The sequence below is a fragment of the Sphingomonas sp. SORGH_AS_0879 genome (genome assembly GCF_030819175.1).
Lineage (GTDB): Bacteria > Pseudomonadota > Alphaproteobacteria > Sphingomonadales > Sphingomonadaceae > Sphingomonas.
Window position 1 is genome coordinate 3,774,180 of the sequence record NZ_JAUTBJ010000002.1, and the last position, 17,587, is coordinate 3,791,766.

Below are 17,587 nucleotides of genomic sequence, written 5' to 3' on the forward strand. Positions count from 1 at the left end.
ATACCAGAAAAACCGTCTCTCATCCGTCCATATATCCTCGCTTTTCAATCACTTGCTTCGACCGAGATTCGACAATTTATGTCATAAAAACCGTGCCAAAAATTGGATTCTAATTGGATATGGACAAACCGCGCACATTTATACCAGATTAGCTCCAATCAACCAACCTGTCGGATGGGGCGACGGTTGATAAAGGGGGGCTTCCATATGTCTTTGTCGAGATTCGCACGGCGCAACTGGCTGGTGACGACGATGCTGTGTCCGGCAACCGCCGTGGCGGGATTGGTTCTGCCAAGCAGCGCCCTTGCGGCGCAGGCATCTCCCCCTTCCTTCGCTGCCGAACCGGCGACGCAGGACACCGGGGACGCCGGCAGCAAAGGGGACGAAATCGTCGTCACCGGCATTCGGGCCGGACTCATCCGGGCGATCGATGCCAAGCGCAGTTCCAATGAAATCGTCGAAGTCGTCAGCGCGGAAGATATCGGCAAGCTGCCCGGGATCAGCATCGCGGAGTCGCTGGCCCGCCTGCCCGGCGTAGCGGCGCAACGTGTCGACGGCCGTGCGCAGGTGCTGTCGATACGGGGGATGGCGCCGAAGTTCGGGATGACGTTGTTCAACGGCCAGGAGATGGTGTCGACCGGCGACGACCGCAGTTTCGAATATGACCAGTTCCCCGGCGAGCTGGTCAGTTCCGCCACTTTGTACAAGACGCCCGACGCATCGCTGGGCGCGATGGGCCTGTCGGGGACGATCGACATCCACACATTGCAGCCGCTGGATTTCCACGAGCGCAAGATCAACGCCAGCGCGCGCTTCAACGGCAATGCGATGGGATCGGTGCTGCCCGGCACCAGCGGCCATGGCAGCCGCGTCAGCATATCCTATGTCGATCAGTTCGCCGACGACCGCATCGGCGTCGCGGTCGGCTATGCCCGGCTCGATTCCCCCAACAAGAAGAAGTATTTCAACCTGTGGGACTATGGCACCGGCACGCAACTGGGCGTCGACGGGCTGGGCGACAGCTATACGTTCAACGGGTTCGAAACCGGGGTCGCATCGACCCAGACGGTCCGCGATGGCGTGCTGGGCGTGCTGCAGTTCAAGCCCGACGATCATTTTTCGAGCAAGATCGACCTGTTCCATTCGCGCTTCAAGCAGCGGATGCAGGGTGACGAGCTGATCGGCGTGCTCGCCAACTGGGCATCGGGGAGCATCCCGGTCGTCAGCATGGGCAACGGCACGATCCGCGTCGACAATGCCAGCCCGATCCTGACCATGCGCCAGAACGACCGCAACGACGAGTTGAACGCGCTGAGCTGGACCAACAGCTATGCCACCGGCGCCTGGACCTTCAGCGCCAATCTGGGCCTGTCCAAGGCCAAGCGGCGCGAATGGGTCGGCGAAGCCTATCTGATGTCGCGGGCGCCGATGACGCTGAACGTCGTCCTGCCGACGACCTATGACCGATTCGGCCAGGTATCGTCGAGCGTCGACCTCAACAGCACCAGCGCGATGTCGCTGGCCAGCGTGTGGGGCGACAATCTGGGTGGGTTGGTCGCGCTGGCCAATGTCACCGACAAGGTGGAGACTGGCCGGGTCGCGGCGCGGCGCGACATGGACTTCGGCCCGTTCCGCGCGATCGAGCTGGGCGTGCTCTATAGCCACCGGACCAAGTCGCTGGTCTATGACCAGACCAGCTATTCGCTGACCGATCCAACGCCGTGCCTGAATGGCCTGACCTGTCGCCCGATCCCGGCCAGCCTGAAGACGGCATCGGTCGACATGGGCTTTATCGGCCTGCCCGGCGCGCTGTTTTTCCGGCCCGACGCCGCGCTGTACGGCGATGCCTATGACCCCGCGCCCAACCCGAAGGACCCGTCGTGGAACTGGGGCGTCGGGGAAAAGGTGACGACCGGCTTCATCAAGCTGGACATCGACGACAGCCACCTCCTGCCGATCCGCGGCAATATCGGGGTACAGGTGATCCATACGCGCCAGAGCGCAAGCGGCCTGTATGTCGATGCCGAGGGCGCGATCTCGCCGGTCGCGGGCGGCACCAGCTACACCGACATCCTGCCCAGCCTGAACCTCAATGCCGAGATCACGCCATCGACCCGGCTGCGCTTCGGTGCGGCGCGGGCGCAGGCGCGGCCGGAAATGGCGGACATGCGCGCTGGCATCACCGCCGCCGTGTCGCAGGCCGACCGGCGATGGTACGGCGATGGCGGCAACCCCAAGCTGAAGCCGTGGCAGTCATGGGATTTCGACCTGTCGCTGGAACATTATATCGGCCGGTCGTCCTATGTCGCGGCGGCGGCGTTCTACAAGGATATCACGCGCGGCATCGTGACCAAGGACGTGCTGTACGACTTTTCGGGCTACACCAATTCGTCCAACGTCACGCCGATCAGCCAGACCGGCACGCTGACCACGCCGACCAATACCGCTGGCGGCATCCTGAAAGGACTGGAGTTCAGTGGCACGCTGGAGGGTAACCTGCTGACCGACCTGCTCGACGGGTTCGGGATCACCGGCAGTTATTCGAAGACATGGCTCAGCCCGAAGACCGACAAGGACGGCTATTTCCTCAACACCCTGCTCGAAGGATTCTCGGGCGATGTGTGGTCGGGTGCGGTCTATTATGAAAAGGACGGCTATCAGCTGCGCGTGGGACAGCGTTACCGGTCGGGATATTCGGCCCGGCGGCACAACGCCTTCCGCTTCGTGACCGAGAATATCCGGTCCGAACGGATCGTCGATGCCCAGGCAGGCTATACGCTGCAATCCGGCCCAATGAAGGGGCTGGCGATCATGGCGCAGGCGAACAACATCAACAACGAACCCTATGTCACCAGCCAGACGGTGGAGGGGCGTACGGCACCGCAGCAATATCACAAGTTCGGGACCGAGTATCTGCTCGGCCTGTCCTATGCGTTCTGACCGATGACGCGGTCGGGGCGGGAGCGGCGCAGGACCATGCGCGCGGGAAAACTGGTGTCGCTGCTGGCACTGACGGCGGGGCTGATCGCGGCGGCCCCGCCGCCCGGATCGCCGCCCCGGCCATCATCACCGGCGGCAACACGGGGAAAGACACCGCCGATCGCGTTGCGCTGGACCGCCCGCACGGTCGAGAAACAGCACACGGTCGCCACGCTGACGCTGCGCAACGACGGGACGGTGCCGTTTCCGCTGCGGGGCTGGTGGATCCATGTCAGCGCGCTGTCGCCGATCGACCCTCCATGGCCCGGCGACGGGGTGGAGGTCGCGCCGATCGCCGGTCCGCTGGTACGGCTGCGTCCCGTCGGCGGGGCGGAGATGCTGGCCCCCGGCGCGACGCTGTCGCTGACGCTACGCCATGCCGATATCATGATCCTGCCCGACAAGGCACCGGTCGGCCCCTATATGGTACGCGATGACGATCCAGGGCGCGGCGTGGCGCTGACCGATTACCACATCGAACCCCTGCCTGCCGCCGCGCAGATACCCGGCGCTCCGGTCGGCGTCGGATCGGTCGTCGCGCCGGAGGGTCGCTATGCCGCCAATGCCCGGATCGCAGCGGTGCCGGTCGATACGCTGTCGCCGGTCTTCCCGACCCCGAAGCGGATCGACCGTCGCAACGGAACCTTGCCGGTTGCCGCCTGGTCGGTGCGTGCGCCAGCGACGCTGCGCAACGAGGCCAGATTCGTTCCCACGCCGACCGAAGGACCCGCCGCGACCGGGCCGGTCGTACCGTTGTCGCTGGCGATCGGCGCGGTCGCGGGGGAAGCGTCGGACGAAGCCTATCGCCTGACGATCCGCCGCGACGGCGTCGCCATCACCGGCGCATCCGCCGCCGGGGTGTTCCGCGCCCTGCAGTCATTACGCCAGATCGTCGATGCCGCGCCCGCGACCGGGCGGGGACGCGCCTTGCCGTTGCTCGCAATCACCGACGCGCCGCGCTTTGGCTATCGCGGGCTGATGCTGGACGTCGCGCGCAATTTCCAGAGCCGCGACCAGGTGCTGCGCGCCATCGACCTGATGGCGGTCGCGAAGCTGAACCGCCTGCATCTGCACCTGACCGACGATGAAGGCTGGCGGATCGCGATCCCGGCCTTGCCCGAACTGACCGAGGTGGGTGGGCGCCGCAGCCAGGATTTCGCGAGCGGCGCGACGCTTCCCCCCGCCTATGGATCGGGGCCGGAGGCCGACGATCCGCATGGCAGCGGCTTCTACACCGCCGCCGATTATATCGCGATCCTGACCTATGCCCGTGCGCGCCATATCGAGGTGATCCCGGAGATCGAGATGCCCGGCCATGCCCGCGCCGCTGTGCAGGCGATGGCCACCCGCGCGGCGCGATGGCGCGCGGCGGGGCGGCCGGATGCCGACCGCTGGCGGTTGCGCGATCCGGCCGACCGGTCGATCTATCATTCCGCCCAGGGCTATTCGGACAATGTGATCGATCCGGGAGCACCCGGCACCTATCGCTTCATCGAGACGGTGGTCGCCCATCTGGTGGCCCTGCACCGGCAGGCTGGCGTGCGGCTGCGCGTCCTGCATGTCGGCGGAGACGAACTGGCCGATGGCGCGTGGGAGAAATCGCCCGCCGCCGCGCGCGCCATCGCCGCGCTGCCCGACGGAGCGGTCGAGGGCACGGCCGGGTTGTGGGACCATTTCTACGATCGGATCACCGCGATCCTGGCGGCGCACGGTGTCGCCGCCGCGGGATGGGAGGAACTGGGGATGCGCAAGGTGGCCGCCCCCGCCGGCGGGGGACCGGTGGTCAACCCGCACTTCCTGAACCGGCCGGTCGCGCTGCACGTCTGGAACAACCAGGGGGCGGCCACGGGGCTGGCGAACCGGTTGGCCAATGCGGGCTATCCGGTGGTGATGTCGCCCGCGACCGCGCTGTATTTCGACATGGCCCATGCCCGCGACCGCAGCGAGCCGGGGCATAACTGGTCGGGCTATAGCGACCTTGAGACGGTGTACCGGTTCGAACCCTTTGCGCTGGTCGATGGCGTGGATGCGGCGTCGGGCGGCCAGTCTCCGGCGGACGGACTATCGGAGACTGGCCGATCGCGGGTGATGGGGATCGAGGCGACGCTGTTCAGCGAAACCGTGCGCGAACCGTGGCGGATCGGCCATATGCTGTTGCCCAGGCTGTTCGCGGTGGCGGAGCGAGGGTGGAGCATGGCGCCCGACTGGACCAGCCTGCGGGGACCGGCGCGTGACGCCGCCTATGCCGCCGGCTGGTCGCGCTTTGCGACGCAACTGGGCCGGCGCGTGCTGCCACAGCTGGAACGCGACCTGCCGGGCTTTGCCTATCGCATCGCGCCGCCGGGGCTGGTGGTCCGCGATGGGCGGATTCTCGCCAATGCCGCGCTGCCGGGGTTCGTGCTGCGCTACACGATCGACGGATCGGAACCCGATCGCGACAGCCCGGTGGTGAGCGGACCGATCGCTGCGCACGGCACGATCACCGTCGCGGCGTTCTCCCCCGCCGGGCGGCCGGGGCCATCGGCACGGATCGTCCAGCCGTGACCGTCCGGTCATATTGTCGCCTCGCCCTGCTGGTCGGAGCGCTCCTCTCCGCCGGCCCCGTGCCGGCACAGGAAACGGGCGGCGACTGGGCGGCGCTGGCCACTTATCGCCAGCGCGACACCGACCTGATCGCGGGGGGGGCCGTCGCGCACCGCGTGGTGTTCATGGGCGATTCCATCACCGAAGGATGGGACCGTGACCATCAGTCGGTCTTTGCCGACCCGCTCCATATCAATCGCGGGATCAGCGGTCAGACGACCGCCCAGATGCTGGTGCGGTTCCGGCAGGACGTCGTCGCGCTGCACCCCGAAACCGTCATCCTGCTGGGCGGCACCAACGACATTGCCGGCAATGGCGGCGAGGTCGACGACGCGACGATCCGCGGCCATGTCCGATGGATGGTCGAACTGGCACGGGCCAACGGCATCCGCGTCGTGCTGGTGTCGATCCTGCCGACCAATCATTATTGGTGGGCGCCGCAGGTCGCGCCGGCGGCGCGGATCGCGGACCATAATCGGTGGCTGCGCGACTATGCAGCCCGGATGGGCCTCACCTTTGTCGATGCGTACGCCGCGATGCTGGCGGAAGCGGGAGCGATCGACCCGGGGCTCAGCGGCGACGGGGTGCATCCCAACGCGGCGGGCTATGCGGTGATGGAGCGCGTGCTGCGTCCGGTGCTGGGGCAGGGAAGGAGGGGAAGCCGATGAGCGATGCGACAGGAACCAACGGACGCTATCTGGCGATCGACGTGATGCGTGGGGCGACCGTGGCTCTGATGATCGTCGTCAACATGGCGATCAGCGAGGCACTGTCCTTCGGGCAGATGCTGCACAGCAGCTGGGACGGGTTCACGCTGACGGACGCTGTCTTTCCGACATTCCTGTTCGTGACGGGCGCGTCGCTCGCCTTCACCGCCGAACGTTATGCGTGCGGTGGCTCGGGGACGTATTTCCGCCGGATCGCGAGCCGGTCGCTGCGCATCTTCCTGTGCGGTGTATTCGTGTCCAACTTCCCGTTCCTGTCGATCGTGCAGGGGCAGGTCGCGTGGCATTCGATCGATACGCTGCGGATCATGGGCGTGCTGCAACGGATCGCGCTGACCTATTTCCTCGCCGCCTCGCTGCTGTATTTCGTGCGCTGGCGCGGTGCGTTGCTGGGGGCGGTCGTCCTGCTGGCGATCGGTGGGGGGATCGCGCTCGGCTTCGGCGATCACAGCCTGACGGGCAGTGCGGTGGTGCGGATCGACACCGCAATGCTCGGCGCGCGGCACCTCTATCAGCTCGAAGGCGCACCGTTCGATCCGGAAGGGCTGCTCGGCACCTTGCCCGCGACGGCCAATGTGCTGGCCGGCTATCTGGCGGTCACTTTTCTCCGCCATCGCGCGGCGAAGGGGCGACTGGCGGGACGCGACCTGGCGGCGATGGCGGCGACCGGCGGCGGGCTGGTGCTGCTCGCGCTGGCGCTGCATCCGGTGGACCCGATCAACAAGAAATTGTGGACGACCGCCTATACGCTGCTGACGATCGGCATCGATGTCGTCGTGTTGGCGATGCTGGTTCAGCTAGTCGATCGCTGGCGGGCGACGCGCGGGACCGGGTATTTCGCGACGTTCGGCAAGAACGCGCTGGCGATCTATATCGTCGCCGACCTGACCATGGCGATCGCCTGGACCCTGCCGGTCGGCCATGTCGCGCTGTTCCGCTGGGTGTACGATCACGGCTTTGCATGGATTGGCGGGAAATGGGCATCGCTCGTCATGGCGCTCGCCTTTGCGCAAATCTGCTGGGCGTTGGCCTGGCTGCTCGACCGACAGCGGATCTATGTCAAGCTCTGACCACACGGACGCGTTTCCGGTTGGCCTGTTTCAAGCCCGCGCGCTACCCACAGCTTAACAACGCTTGCTGCCAAGTCGGATTGAGGTGGTGCCGCCTTGCCGGACAGTTTGGCGGCTGAGCTAAGCTATGCCCCCGGTTGTTTTACGCCGCCATGCTGGTGTTCGCCCGCCGAAGCGGGAGTGAGGCCGGTGCTCGTTGTAATAGCCGATCCACCGGCTGAGGCGCGCTGCGCAGCTAGAGCAAATTCCGATCAGTCTGCATCGTAACCGGCAGCAGCGAAGTAGTTGGCGCACTCGGCCGGCGTGAACGTGTCGATGGCGGCACCGATGGCGCGGTACAAGTCGTCGCGGGTGCGGGCGGCGGCTTTGCGCAGGAGCGCCTTGAGCTTGGCGAAGGCGTTTTCGATCGGGTTGAAGTCGGGCGAGTAAGGCGGAAGGAAAAGCAGCCGGCCCCCCCTTGCCTCGATCGCCATGCGTGCCACGACGCTCTTGTGGGCGGGCAGGTTGTCGAGGATGACGACGTCGCCGGGCTTCAGCGTCGGGGCGAGCGCGCGGGCGACCCAAGCCGCGAACCACGCCCCGGTCATGGGTCCGTCGATGACGAGCGGCGCGGTCATGCCCGAGAGCCGCAAGCCCCCGACGAACGTTGTCGTTTTCCAGTGACCGTGCGGCACGGCCATGCGCAGCCGCTGCCCGCGCGGCGCACGTCCGTAGCGGCGCGCCATCTTCGTGCTGGCACCGGTCTCGTCGACGAAGACCAGCGTTTCCGGATCGAGGTCGGGCTGGCCATCGAACCAGGCCTCGCGCGCGCTCAGGACGTCGGAGCGATCCTGCTCCTGCGCGTGGCCGGTCTTTTTTTGCGCGTATGCCCGTGGCGCGCGAAGAACCGCCACAGCGTCGATACCGCCACCGCGTTCCCCTCGGCGGCCAGTGCCGCGCGCAACTCGGCAAGGGTGATGTCGGGTGCCGCCTCGTACAGCGCCCATATGCGCGCCGCCTTGGCCTCCGTCGCAGCGTAAGCGTGGTCAGCAGGCCGCCTTGCGGTAGCGCTGGCGGTCAGGATGCTTGTCGCCTTTGACGAGGGCGCGGGCGGTGCGGGAAGTTTTCGGTTATACGACAGGTCATACGAGCACTCGTATGACTGGTCGGATGGAGGTGGTCGGCCGTGTGTCGGGTCGACGGCGATGGTCGGACGCGGAGAAGCTGGAGATCCTGGCGGAGGCGTTCCGGCCGGGGGTGCGGGTTTGCGACGTCATCGCCCGGCGTGAGGTGTCGAGCAGCCTGATCTACACGTGGCGCAAGCAGTTGCGGGAGGGCAAGCTGGCGAGTGCCGTGCCGTCGTTGCCGGTATTCGCCGAAGTGCAGGTGGCGGAACCGGTCGTGCGGACACCGCAGCCGGCACCATGTCCACCGGGGTTCATCCATATCGAACTGCCGGGTGGCGTGCGGGTGAGCGTGGATGCTGCCGTGGATGCAGGGGCGCTGGCACGGGTGCTGTCGGTGCTGCGATGAGCCCGGTGCCGTTGCCGACGCGGGTGTTCCTGGCATGCGGCGTGACCGACATGCGCAAGGGGTTCGATGGTTTGGCGGTGCTGGTGCAGCAGGTGCTGGTGCAGAACCCGCATTCCGGAGCGTTGTTCGCGTTCCGCGGCAAGCGGGGTCATCTGGTCAAGTTGTTGTGGTTCGATGGGCAAGGCCTGTGCCTGTTTTCCAAGCGGCTCGACCGTGGCCGCTTCGTCTGGCCGGTGACCGCGACCGGCACGGTGGTGCTGACGCCGGCGCAATTGTCGATGCTGCTGGAGGGCATCGACTGGCGTCGGCCCGAGCGGACGTTTACGCCGACGCTGGCGGGGTGAGAACGGCGGTTTTACGCCGCTTTTGCTCGCTCGCCGACCTGCAATCTGCTACGAAGACAGCGTGTCGGAAGCGCCTGTTTCCCCTGCTGATGCCACCGCGCGGATCGCCGCGCTGGAGGCCTTACTCGCCCGGGCCAATGCCGCGCTCGCCGCCCGCGATCTGCTCATCGATACCCTGCGCGGACAGATCGCCCGGCTGCGGCGGATGCAGTTCGGTGCCTCGTCCGAAAAGCTCGGCCGCGAGATCGAGCAGCTCGAACTGGCGCTGGAGGAACTGGAGACGGAGCGCAACGCGCCTGGGGCTGAGATGGCCGACAGCGGCGTGGCGGTTCGGCCGGTGCCCGTCCGCAGTCTGCCCGCACATCTGCCACGCGAGGACGTCATCCATGAGCCGGCATCGGGTGCCTGCACCTGCCCGGACTGTGGCGGCGCGTTGCGCCCGCTCGGCTCGGACGCACACGAGATGCTCGACATCGTGCCGGTGCGCTGGCGGGTCGTGCGCAACGTCCGCCCCAAATACAGCTGCCGTTCCTGCGACAAGATCGTCCAGGCTCCCGTCCCGGTCAGGGCCGTGGCGCGTGGCAAGGCCACCTTCGCCACGCTGGCGCACGTCGTCGTCTCAAAGTTCGACCACCATTTGCCGCTTTACCGCCAGGCCGAGATGATGGCCGCGCAAGGGCTCGACATCGACCGCTCGACGCTGGCGGGCTGGACTGGACAGGCCGCGGTGCTCCTCGACCCCATCGTCAGCCGCATCCGTGACGAGGTGCTCAAGGCCGACAAGATCCATGCCGACGACACGCCCGTGCCGGTGCTCGACCCCGGCCGGGGGAAGACCGCGACCGGGCGGCTATGGGTGTACGCAGCCGACGACCAGGCGTCCGGCGGCACGGCGCCGCGCGCGACCTGGTATCGCTTCACGCCCGACCGCACGGCCGCGCACCCGATGGCCCATCTCGCCGGCTTCCGCGGTTTCCTTCAGGCCGATGCCTATGCCGGTTATGACGGACTGTATCGTGGTGGCGTGACCGAAGTCGCGTGCTGGGCACACTTCCGGCGCAAGGTCTTCGATCTGCACGAGCGGTCGCCCACGCCGCTGACCACCGACATTCTCGAGCGGATCGGAGCGATCTATGCCGTCGAGGCCGAGGTGCGCGGCCAGCCGCCCGACATACGGTGTTGTGTCAGGCAGGAGCGGAGCAAACCGCTGGTCGAGGCCCTGCGCGAGGTGCTCGACGCCGCCCTTCGCCATCTGTCGCCCAGGTCCGACATGGCCAAAGCCATCGCCTACGGCACCAAGCGCTGGCAGGCACTGTCGCGCTTCCTGGGTGAGGGTCGTCTGGAAATCGACAACAATATCGCGGAGCGTGCACTGCGCGGTGTTGCCATTGGACGCCGCAACTGGCTGTTCGCCGGTTCGCGCGCAGGTGGCGAACGGGCCGCTGCCATCTACACCGTCATCCAGACCTGCAAGGCGAACGGCGTCGACCCGCAGGCCTATATCGCTGACGTTATCGCCAAGGTCGCGGGCGACTGGCCTGCCAGCCGATGGGACGAACTCATGCCCTGGAATTGGATGCCGCAGGTAGATCAGTCGACCGCACAAGCAGCATAATCTGCGGCCTCCACGCCACGCTTACGTCGCAGCCGAGCGCATGTCACCTCCTTGCGGCTTGGCCACCGGCTTTCCCTGATCGCGCTGAAGCGCCGCCCACCGCACCGCACTGGCCGCGCTCACCCCGAACCGTGCTGCCGCCGCACGGCGCGACATACCTCCCGAAATCGCACCAACCACCCGCTCGCGCAGGTCCATCGACAACGGCTTGCCCATCTGACCGGCCTCCCGTCACCGGTGGCAATCATGAATCAGACTTCAAGCCGCTTGGGAATCCCTCATCGATTCACGACGCTCGGAATTTGCTCTAACTTCCACCGGCCACCTCATAGTACAGCTGCAGCTAAGCCATACTCGGGCGCATAATCAAGCAGCTGCGCCAAGTATACTCCCGACGTCGTGACACGTCGATCCAACTCACGGAGCGAATCGCGTATCGTGCCAATCTGCTCGCAAGCGCGATCGACAACCAATATGCGCGTCTCGACGACCCAACTCCACCTACAAGCCGTAGGCGGTGGCGGCGTTTCGCATCATAGCATCTACGCCCGCGTTAATCTGCGCTTCGACCGCGTCTTTTTCGCCGAGGACGAACTCGTGGCCAGCACTATCTTCAAGCGCGCCTGGGCCGCCCCTGACCCCATTCAGTCCACGCGGCCATCGACTGCCCTCCAAGCCGACGAGGCCAAGCTTTACGTGTATTGCGCCTGCCCCGCCCAACGCGCGACACAATCGGTAATGGTACGTCAGCCAAGCAGCCCAGCGCTCTGCAGCATACTCAGTGGCGAAGATTGACTCCTCGGAGTTCGACCCCACGAAGCGTCCATCGATGCCCCAAAACTCGCCCGTATCCCGAAACCAGCGCGTTGCCGTGGTGCTCACCTGCTCCTGTTCAATCTTCTCGTTCCAGCGGGTCACAAGAAAGCCCCCCGTTGCCGCTCCCCAGCTCATCCCGCCCACGCGACCAAGCGGAAATGGATGGGTGCCGCTGCGCGTAAGCCGTGCAAGGGCATCTGGCGAGCACGTCCATTTCGAAGGCAGGATGCGGGCATAACCGGCGGGGTTGCTGTCGAACGCGATGCCCTTCCTGATCGCGAACCCGACGGCCTGACGGATAAATTGCTGCTCAGGGTGCTTGCCCCCGCAACTGCCTGACGCAGCACCCGGGCGCTTTTCCATCACGATCGTGTAGCGCTTCGGATCGAACACCCGCGCCGCCGCCGCCTCATTCTCCGCTTCTTGGAAAGCGATCACGTCGGCATCAAGCGTGTCGACGATCTGGCGCATGGCCGTATAATCGGCATCGGTTCGCGGCTCGCACCCCGCGCCGTCTTTCTCGGCCAGAAACTCCAAGTTCCACGACGCAACCTTCAGCGGGCGGGTCGAAAGATTATCCGCCGCGACCTGTCGGGGAAGGGCTTGGGGGACGGTGCAGGACGCAAGGCTAGAGCAAAATCCGATCAGCGTGAATCGTTGAGGGATTCCCAAAGGGATTGAAGTCTGATTCATGCTCGTCTCCGGCGAGGGGAGGCCGGTCAGATGGGCAAGCCGTTATCGATGGACCTGCGCGAGCGAGTTGTTGGTGCCATTTCGCAGGTCATGTCACACCGGGCGGCCGCGGCGCGGTTTGGGGTCAGCGCAGCCAGTGCAGTGAGGTGGGCGGCACTTCAGCGCGATCAGGGAAAGCCAGCGGCCAAGCCACAGGGCGGTGACACGCGCTCGGCCACGACCGAGGCCAAGGCGGCGCGCATCTGGGCGCTGTACGAGGCTGCTCCGGACATCACTCTTGCCGAGCTGCGCGAGGGGCTGGCCGCCGAAGGGATCGCGGTTGCAGTATCGACCCTGTGGCGCTTTTTCGCCCGCCACGGGCATACGCGCAAAAAAAGACCGGCCATGCAAGCGAGCAGGACCGCGCCGACATCCTGAGCGCGCGTGAAGCCTGGTTCGATGGTCAGCTCGACCTCGATCCGGAAACGCTGATCTTCGTCGATGAGACGGGTGCGAGTACGAAGATGGCACGCCGCTATGGACGCGCTCCACGCGGCGAACGGCTGCGCATGGCTGTACCGCACGGACACTGGATGACGACCACGTTCGTCGGTGGCTTGCGGCTCTCGGGCATGACCGCACCGCTCGTCATCGACGGACCGATGACCGGGGCGTGGTTCGAGGCCTGGGTTGCCCGGGTACTCGCTCCAACGCTGAAACGGGGCGACGTTGTGATCCTGGACAACCTGCCCGCCCACAAAAGCGTCGCGGCGCGGGAGGCGATCGAGGCAAGGGGCGCCCGGCTGCTCTTCCTTCCGCCTTACTCGCCCGACTTCAATCCGATCGAAAACGCCTTCGCCAAGCTGAAAGCACTCCTGCGCAAAGCCGCTGCACGCACCGTCGACGATCTGTCCCGCACCATCGGTGCCGCCATCGATACCTTCACGCCCGCCGAATGCGCCAACTACTTCGCCGCTGCCGGATACGATGCATACTGATCGGAATCTGCTCTAGCTAGCAGCAACGCGGCGATAACAGATCGGAATGCCATGCTCGACATGTGCCGAGTCACACTTGCTGGCACAATAGCCATCCCGCCCTCCACGCAATCACTACGAATTTGGTCAGGCCCGAAAGACGGGCAAAGATGACGCCACCGAACAGGTACAAATCCTCCATAACGGAGGTTTACCATGAATGATCGTCAATATGAGTCGCTTACCCCTACCGAGCGCCGCGTTCTCCGGCTGGTTCACCACACCCGCAAATCGGACGTCGTGGCGTCGATGGCTGGCATGAGCCGACATACGGTCGACCAGCATATCAAATCGGCGCGCGCGAAGCTGGGCAACGTCGGGCGATATGTTGCGGCCGACATGCTTCGAGCTTTCGAGGCAACGCATCCCTTATCGTTGGGGAACCCAGCACAGGGGATGGTTCAACCGATCAATCAGGCTCCACCGATGCTCCGACCCGCCGGGCCGGCCGAGCCAATGGTTGCCGAGGAGCGAACCGCTTTCGAGGGACTGGTGTCGATCAACCCGTCGGGTCAGGCCGATCATCTGGAAGAATGGTTGCAGGAAAGGTCGATGCTGTCGCGCTTCGTACTGGTGCTCGCAGCCGCGTTCCTTTTGCTGCTGCTTATAATTTCAGCCCCGCTGCTGGCAGAACGGATGGGGAGGATCGGTCACCTTCTCTATGGCTAGGAAAACCTATGAAGCTCTACAATCAGTCCATCGATCATGTGGCCGCAACCATCAATCCGGCGGAAGTTTCGGCAGATGCCGCCGCATTGGATGCATCTCGAGCGCTGACTGCTCTGCTCGAATCCCGCCAGCAGATGGGTCTCCCGATCTCCACCGCCCTCGCCGCGATCAACAAGGTTGCTCAGGCTACCATCATGGCCGTGAATGCCCGCGAGGAACTGATCCGCGCGCACGGCATGCTTAACCGGGTGGGTGCCGATCTGGGCGTCCGGATGGAGGATTACGGCAAGGATGTTCCACCTCAGACCGCCACCGATCGGACCTTCGGAAATACGACCGCTCCGGCTTGATCGTGTTAAGCTTCCATGCTCCTAGCGGGGCATGTGGTACGCCGTATACGGTTTCTGGCTGTTCGTTGTTCTGACATCGCTCGCCGCTTGGCGATGGGGCAGTCGGATCGAGCGCGGCGTCGCGGGATCATATCTCGCTGCCGCGCTCGCAACCGTCGCACTTCGCCTCCCCGGGTCGTCTGACTATGCCACCGTAAACGCGGGCGTTTTCTTGATCGACCTGACGCTTTTGATGGGCTTGGTGTGGACCGCTCTGAAACATGCTCAATGGTGGTTGATCGCGTCAGCCGCGCTACAGCTCGTCACCGTGCTCGGTCATGTCGCGATGTTCGACGCTCAGCGGACTGGCCCATTCTCGTATTTCGCAGCAGTCGTGGGATCGAGCTATCCCTCACAGATCCTGCTGGCCTATGCGATCGCCCGACGTGTCATGCGAGCCAAGACCGGCCGGGGGTTTCGCTATTCCCAATCGCGGAGCCCGAACGTGTCGAGCTTGCACGAATCCTGAACGGAACCGAAGCGCGCGTTGTGTCGGTCGGGCGTTCGACGATCATTCAGTTGCTCAGGGTCCTGGAAGCGCAAGACGGTTTTGATCCGACGCGAATTGATCCCTAAGATTTTACCGACATGACGGTCAGGGATCGCATACGCTTGGCGAACAACGCTTCTACTTGTTGATCGGCCTTAGACGATCCCCTCGTATACCGACTTCAAAGCAGCCGCTGGTCATCGTCCGGGTTGTGGTGTCAAGGACAGGCCACAAAGTCAGAATCCTTGCCGCCATTCCATGGAATGGCAGGCCCATCACTGCCGGAAGCGGGAAAAAGCCGATTAGTCCGGACCTGAGAAACAACTCGCGAGAGGGTTTCTTTGTCGCAATGCGTCGATCCCCAGACAGAACGGCCCACCCGCCTTCCCTGCCCAATTCCACGATCCATTCCTCATCAGGCAGGCTACCGGTCCCAAACTTGTCCTTGATGTGCTCCACATGGTGACGGCCATCAAACAACACGGCCAATCCTCGACCCAGTCGCGGCGGCAGATTGTTGTCGACAAGCAGCTTCACGCCGCTTTGCGCCGCTCAATCATTTGCTCGTAAGCCAACGCATCACGGATGAGGCGTGGCTTCAATTCGTACAGTTTGGCCACTTCCTCAACGGACCCTTCGGCCTCGACAGCCTCTGCTATCCTTGCGGTGGTGATACCAGTCGCCGCAATGATCGGTTGCCCGAATGCACGCTCTGGATCAGCTACGATTGTCCTCTTACCGTGCAACAGCCACCAGCGTTCGGCGCCATCCTTACCAAACTCAAGGTCGGCCAGACTTGGGGCCACCACGCGATTGAATACGCCCTGACTCTTTTTGAGATCGTACAGCTGGGGCTCATCCAATCCTCTTGTGATTTGCAAGAAGATCGACTTGCCGTCGGTCTTGAATTGCGAAGTCGAAAAGGGGCGGTCTTGACCAACAATCTCTCGCGCCCGCTCCATGCAGACCCGGATTGTCGGGAGTCCTATGCGTTTGGCCCGAAGCGCGTGAACGATACGCGCTTCGATTAAATCACGGAACCCAAGCAGGACACCGTCGTCGTCGTTGACCTCGTATTGCGGCTGCCATAGCGGACGCTCATGCTTGGCATCATGGTCGTACCCGAGCAACCAACGACGAAGGGTCGCTGGCCGCATGCCGACCATCCGCGCCGCTTCGGGGGCGGTGTAAATCCCAATGCCGAAAAGCGCTTCGTCCATACCTGTAGCTATAGCTTCATCACGCATTCTGCATATACGAAATGTATTAACGCCGAGCACGTCGATCAGTCTCAGGCTGCCTCATCTGATACTACGATCCGTTAAGCATCCCACGCCATTGTGGAGCGATGCCCGACCTTCTCGCCCTCCCCAGCCTGAGCGTCATCGGTTCCGAAGCCACACAGGTTGATCTGCGCATTGATGCCGACCTGATCGCAATTCCGTCCTGCAACGCTCAAGGTCGAATTCGAACTGGGGTGTACGGCGCTCTGTCGGTGTGCGCTCCACCTACAATCGTCAGTCGCGCTGAACGACCGCCTCAGCCACCGCCCTTTGGCTGTTGGACCGCCAGCATTGCTTCAGTTTTGTGGGCGCCGGTCGGCATGACGATGGTCGCAGGCTGCTTGTTGATGCCATAGTGAGTGCCGATAGCGTGCAGAGCGCGCAGGTGAATTTGTTGTCGCCCTTTCGTTGACGTCTAGCAGGCCCGTAGAATGGCCGGTGATGTCATAAGCCGACTTCCCGGCGCTGCGTCGGAAGGGCGTGATCTGGTCGCCTGCTGCCGGAAGCAATCGCCAGATCGTGGGACAAAGCGGCGTTACCGTTGGGGAGCTCGAACGTCCGGTCCTCCCAGGCCTGCCAATCAATGCCCCAATTGGGGCGGACCCGTTACCTGAAACCGGTCACATCTGTATCTGCGAAAATGACGTCGACGATGGCCGTAAAATGGGCCGTTAGCAGACAGGCAGCTGTGAAGAGCGCCACCGACCAAAGCCGCCTATGAGCTCGGCTATTCGCCAACGGGCCTCCCTGTCCCCAGGTCGCAACAGATCAGCGCGATCGCTTGATCCACCAGCTGCTCGATGCGCGCATCCTCGAGATCGATGCGCATCAGCGCGATATGATAGATGATGCTGCCGACCAGAGTCTGGCTGGCGAAATTCAGATCCGCCAGCGTCGCGCCCGGCGCGATGCGGCGCAGCTCGCGGCGATAATAGTCGATCTCATAGTCCATCTGGCGCGCGGTGGACGCGCCCAGCTCGGTGTTCGCGCGCAGCACCGAATCGAGCCGCATCAACGCGCGCCCCTGGTTGCCCGACATCAGCGCGCGACACGCAAGCGCATGGGCGATCAGCGCCGCGCGGGGCGTGGTCTCGGGCAGGATCACCGGCTCCACCGCGCGCGACGATTCGTCGAGGATCGTCGCCAGCAGCGCATCCTTCGACGCGAAGCGGCGGTACAGGGTCGCGCGGCTGCACCCGGTGAGCTGCGCCAGCGCCTCGAATGTCAGCCCTTCATAGCCATGGTCGGCAAGCAGCGCCCAGGCCGCGTCGCGGATGCCGGCATCGATCGCTTCGTCGCGCGGTCTGCCCCTGCCGCGCAGCACTTCGTTCTCGGCGGTCAAAATTCTTCGCTCCTGCAGCAATTGTGTCACGGAATATCGATACGTGACCGTCTCACAAATA

The 17,587-nt window shown here is 64.5% G+C and carries 15 protein-coding genes and 3 pseudogenes; 11 read left to right on the plus strand and 7 right to left on the minus strand.

Features of this window, described 5'->3' with window-relative positions; translation table 11 throughout:
* Positions 1 to 207: 207 nt before the first annotated feature.
* From QE379_RS17670 to QE379_RS17685, 4 genes are read left to right on the plus strand one after another with little or no spacing between them, the layout of a single operon-like run.
* The gene (locus tag QE379_RS17670; RefSeq protein ID WP_307002498.1) at positions 208 to 2,940 is read left to right on the plus strand and encodes a TonB-dependent receptor; all 2,733 of its coding nucleotides are present in this window, start codon (positions 208 to 210) and stop codon (positions 2,938 to 2,940) included.
* A gap of 36 nt (positions 2,941 to 2,976) precedes the next feature.
* A complete protein-coding gene (locus tag QE379_RS17675) occupies positions 2,977 to 5,523 on the plus strand; it encodes a beta-N-acetylhexosaminidase (protein WP_307002500.1) in 2,547 nt (848 codons plus the stop codon).
* Positions 5,520 to 6,230 (plus strand): SGNH/GDSL hydrolase family protein, encoded by a 711-nt coding sequence (locus tag QE379_RS17680; protein WP_307002502.1) that lies wholly within the window; start codon positions 5,520 to 5,522, stop codon positions 6,228 to 6,230. Before QE379_RS17675 ends, QE379_RS17680 begins: the two co-directional genes overlap by 4 nt.
* Positions 6,227 to 7,357 (plus strand): acyltransferase family protein, encoded by a 1,131-nt coding sequence (locus QE379_RS17685; RefSeq protein WP_307002504.1) that lies wholly within the window; start codon positions 6,227 to 6,229, stop codon positions 7,355 to 7,357. Before QE379_RS17680 ends, QE379_RS17685 begins: the two co-directional genes overlap by 4 nt.
* A gap of 156 nt (positions 7,358 to 7,513) precedes the next feature.
* On the opposite strand, the pseudogene QE379_RS19690 reads toward QE379_RS17685, so the two are convergent.
* Together QE379_RS19690 and QE379_RS17690 are read right to left on the minus strand one after the other, a co-directional pair.
* A pseudogene (locus QE379_RS19690) lies at positions 7,514 to 7,597 on the minus strand (integrase core domain-containing protein); the annotation flags it as partial.
* Positions 7,598 to 7,608: 11 nt separating this feature from the next.
* Positions 7,609 to 8,363 (minus strand): annotated as a pseudogene (locus QE379_RS17690) (IS630 family transposase); the annotation flags it as partial.
* A 131-nt stretch (positions 8,364 to 8,494) separates the two neighbouring features.
* On the opposite strand from QE379_RS17690, the gene QE379_RS17695 reads away from it, so the two are divergent.
* The 3 genes from QE379_RS17695 to QE379_RS17705 all read left to right on the plus strand — a co-directional run bounded on the left by QE379_RS17695 (position 8,495) and on the right by QE379_RS17705 (position 10,828).
* Positions 8,495 to 8,869, plus strand: a complete 375-nt coding sequence (locus QE379_RS17695; protein ID WP_267436060.1) for a transposase — start codon at positions 8,495 to 8,497, stop codon at positions 8,867 to 8,869.
* Positions 8,866 to 9,213 (plus strand): IS66 family insertion sequence element accessory protein TnpB, encoded by a 348-nt coding sequence (tnpB, locus tag QE379_RS17700; RefSeq protein WP_267436059.1) that lies wholly within the window; start codon positions 8,866 to 8,868, stop codon positions 9,211 to 9,213. The genes QE379_RS17695 and tnpB overlap by 4 nt, the downstream gene beginning before the upstream one ends.
* 61 nt (positions 9,214 to 9,274) lie before the next feature.
* A complete protein-coding gene (locus tag QE379_RS17705) occupies positions 9,275 to 10,828 on the plus strand; it encodes an IS66 family transposase (RefSeq protein WP_373461822.1) in 1,554 nt (517 codons plus the stop codon).
* Positions 10,829 to 10,861: 33 nt separating this feature from the next.
* Here QE379_RS17705 and QE379_RS17710 read toward each other — a convergent pair.
* Positions 10,862 to 11,044, minus strand: a pseudogene (locus tag QE379_RS17710) (IS630 family transposase); the annotation flags it as partial.
* A 285-nt stretch (positions 11,045 to 11,329) separates the two neighbouring features.
* Positions 11,330 to 12,337, minus strand: a complete 1,008-nt coding sequence (locus tag QE379_RS17715) for a hypothetical protein (protein ID WP_307002506.1) — start codon at positions 12,335 to 12,337, stop codon at positions 11,330 to 11,332.
* 30 nt (positions 12,338 to 12,367) lie between these two features.
* Between QE379_RS17715 and QE379_RS17720 the strand changes: the two genes are divergently transcribed.
* The 4 genes from QE379_RS17720 to QE379_RS17735 all read left to right on the plus strand — a co-directional run bounded on the left by QE379_RS17720 (position 12,368) and on the right by QE379_RS17735 (position 14,880).
* A protein-coding gene (locus tag QE379_RS17720; RefSeq protein WP_307002508.1) for an IS630 family transposase occupies positions 12,368 to 13,314 on the plus strand; the annotation gives its coding sequence in 2 pieces (ribosomal slippage) (positions 12,368 to 12,713 and positions 12,713 to 13,314; 948 coding nt in all).
* Between the two features lie 195 nt (positions 13,315 to 13,509).
* On the plus strand, positions 13,510 to 14,022 hold the full coding sequence (locus QE379_RS17725; protein WP_307002510.1) for a helix-turn-helix transcriptional regulator: 513 nt from the start codon (positions 13,510 to 13,512) through the stop codon (positions 14,020 to 14,022).
* 8 nt (positions 14,023 to 14,030) lie between these two features.
* Positions 14,031 to 14,372, plus strand: a complete 342-nt coding sequence (locus tag QE379_RS17730; RefSeq protein ID WP_307002512.1) for a hypothetical protein — start codon at positions 14,031 to 14,033, stop codon at positions 14,370 to 14,372.
* Between the two features lie 211 nt (positions 14,373 to 14,583).
* Entirely contained in the window at positions 14,584 to 14,880 is a 297-nt protein-coding gene (locus QE379_RS17735) for a hypothetical protein (protein ID WP_307002513.1), read from the plus strand.
* Between the two features lie 159 nt (positions 14,881 to 15,039).
* Here the strand turns inward: QE379_RS17735 and QE379_RS19695 are convergent, their stop codons facing one another.
* The 3 genes from QE379_RS19695 to QE379_RS17745 form a co-directional block, all read right to left on the minus strand.
* Entirely contained in the window at positions 15,040 to 15,438 is a 399-nt protein-coding gene (locus QE379_RS19695; protein ID WP_373461823.1) for a hypothetical protein, read from the minus strand.
* Complete coding sequence (locus QE379_RS17740) at positions 15,435 to 16,121, minus strand: DUF433 domain-containing protein (RefSeq protein ID WP_307002515.1); 687 nt, start codon at positions 16,119 to 16,121, stop codon at positions 15,435 to 15,437. Before QE379_RS17740 ends, QE379_RS19695 begins: the two co-directional genes overlap by 4 nt.
* 790 nt (positions 16,122 to 16,911) lie before the next feature.
* The gene (locus QE379_RS17745) at positions 16,912 to 17,526 is read right to left on the minus strand and encodes a TetR/AcrR family transcriptional regulator (RefSeq protein WP_307002517.1); all 615 of its coding nucleotides are present in this window, start codon (positions 17,524 to 17,526) and stop codon (positions 16,912 to 16,914) included.
* Between the last annotated feature and the right edge of the window lie 61 nt (positions 17,527 to 17,587).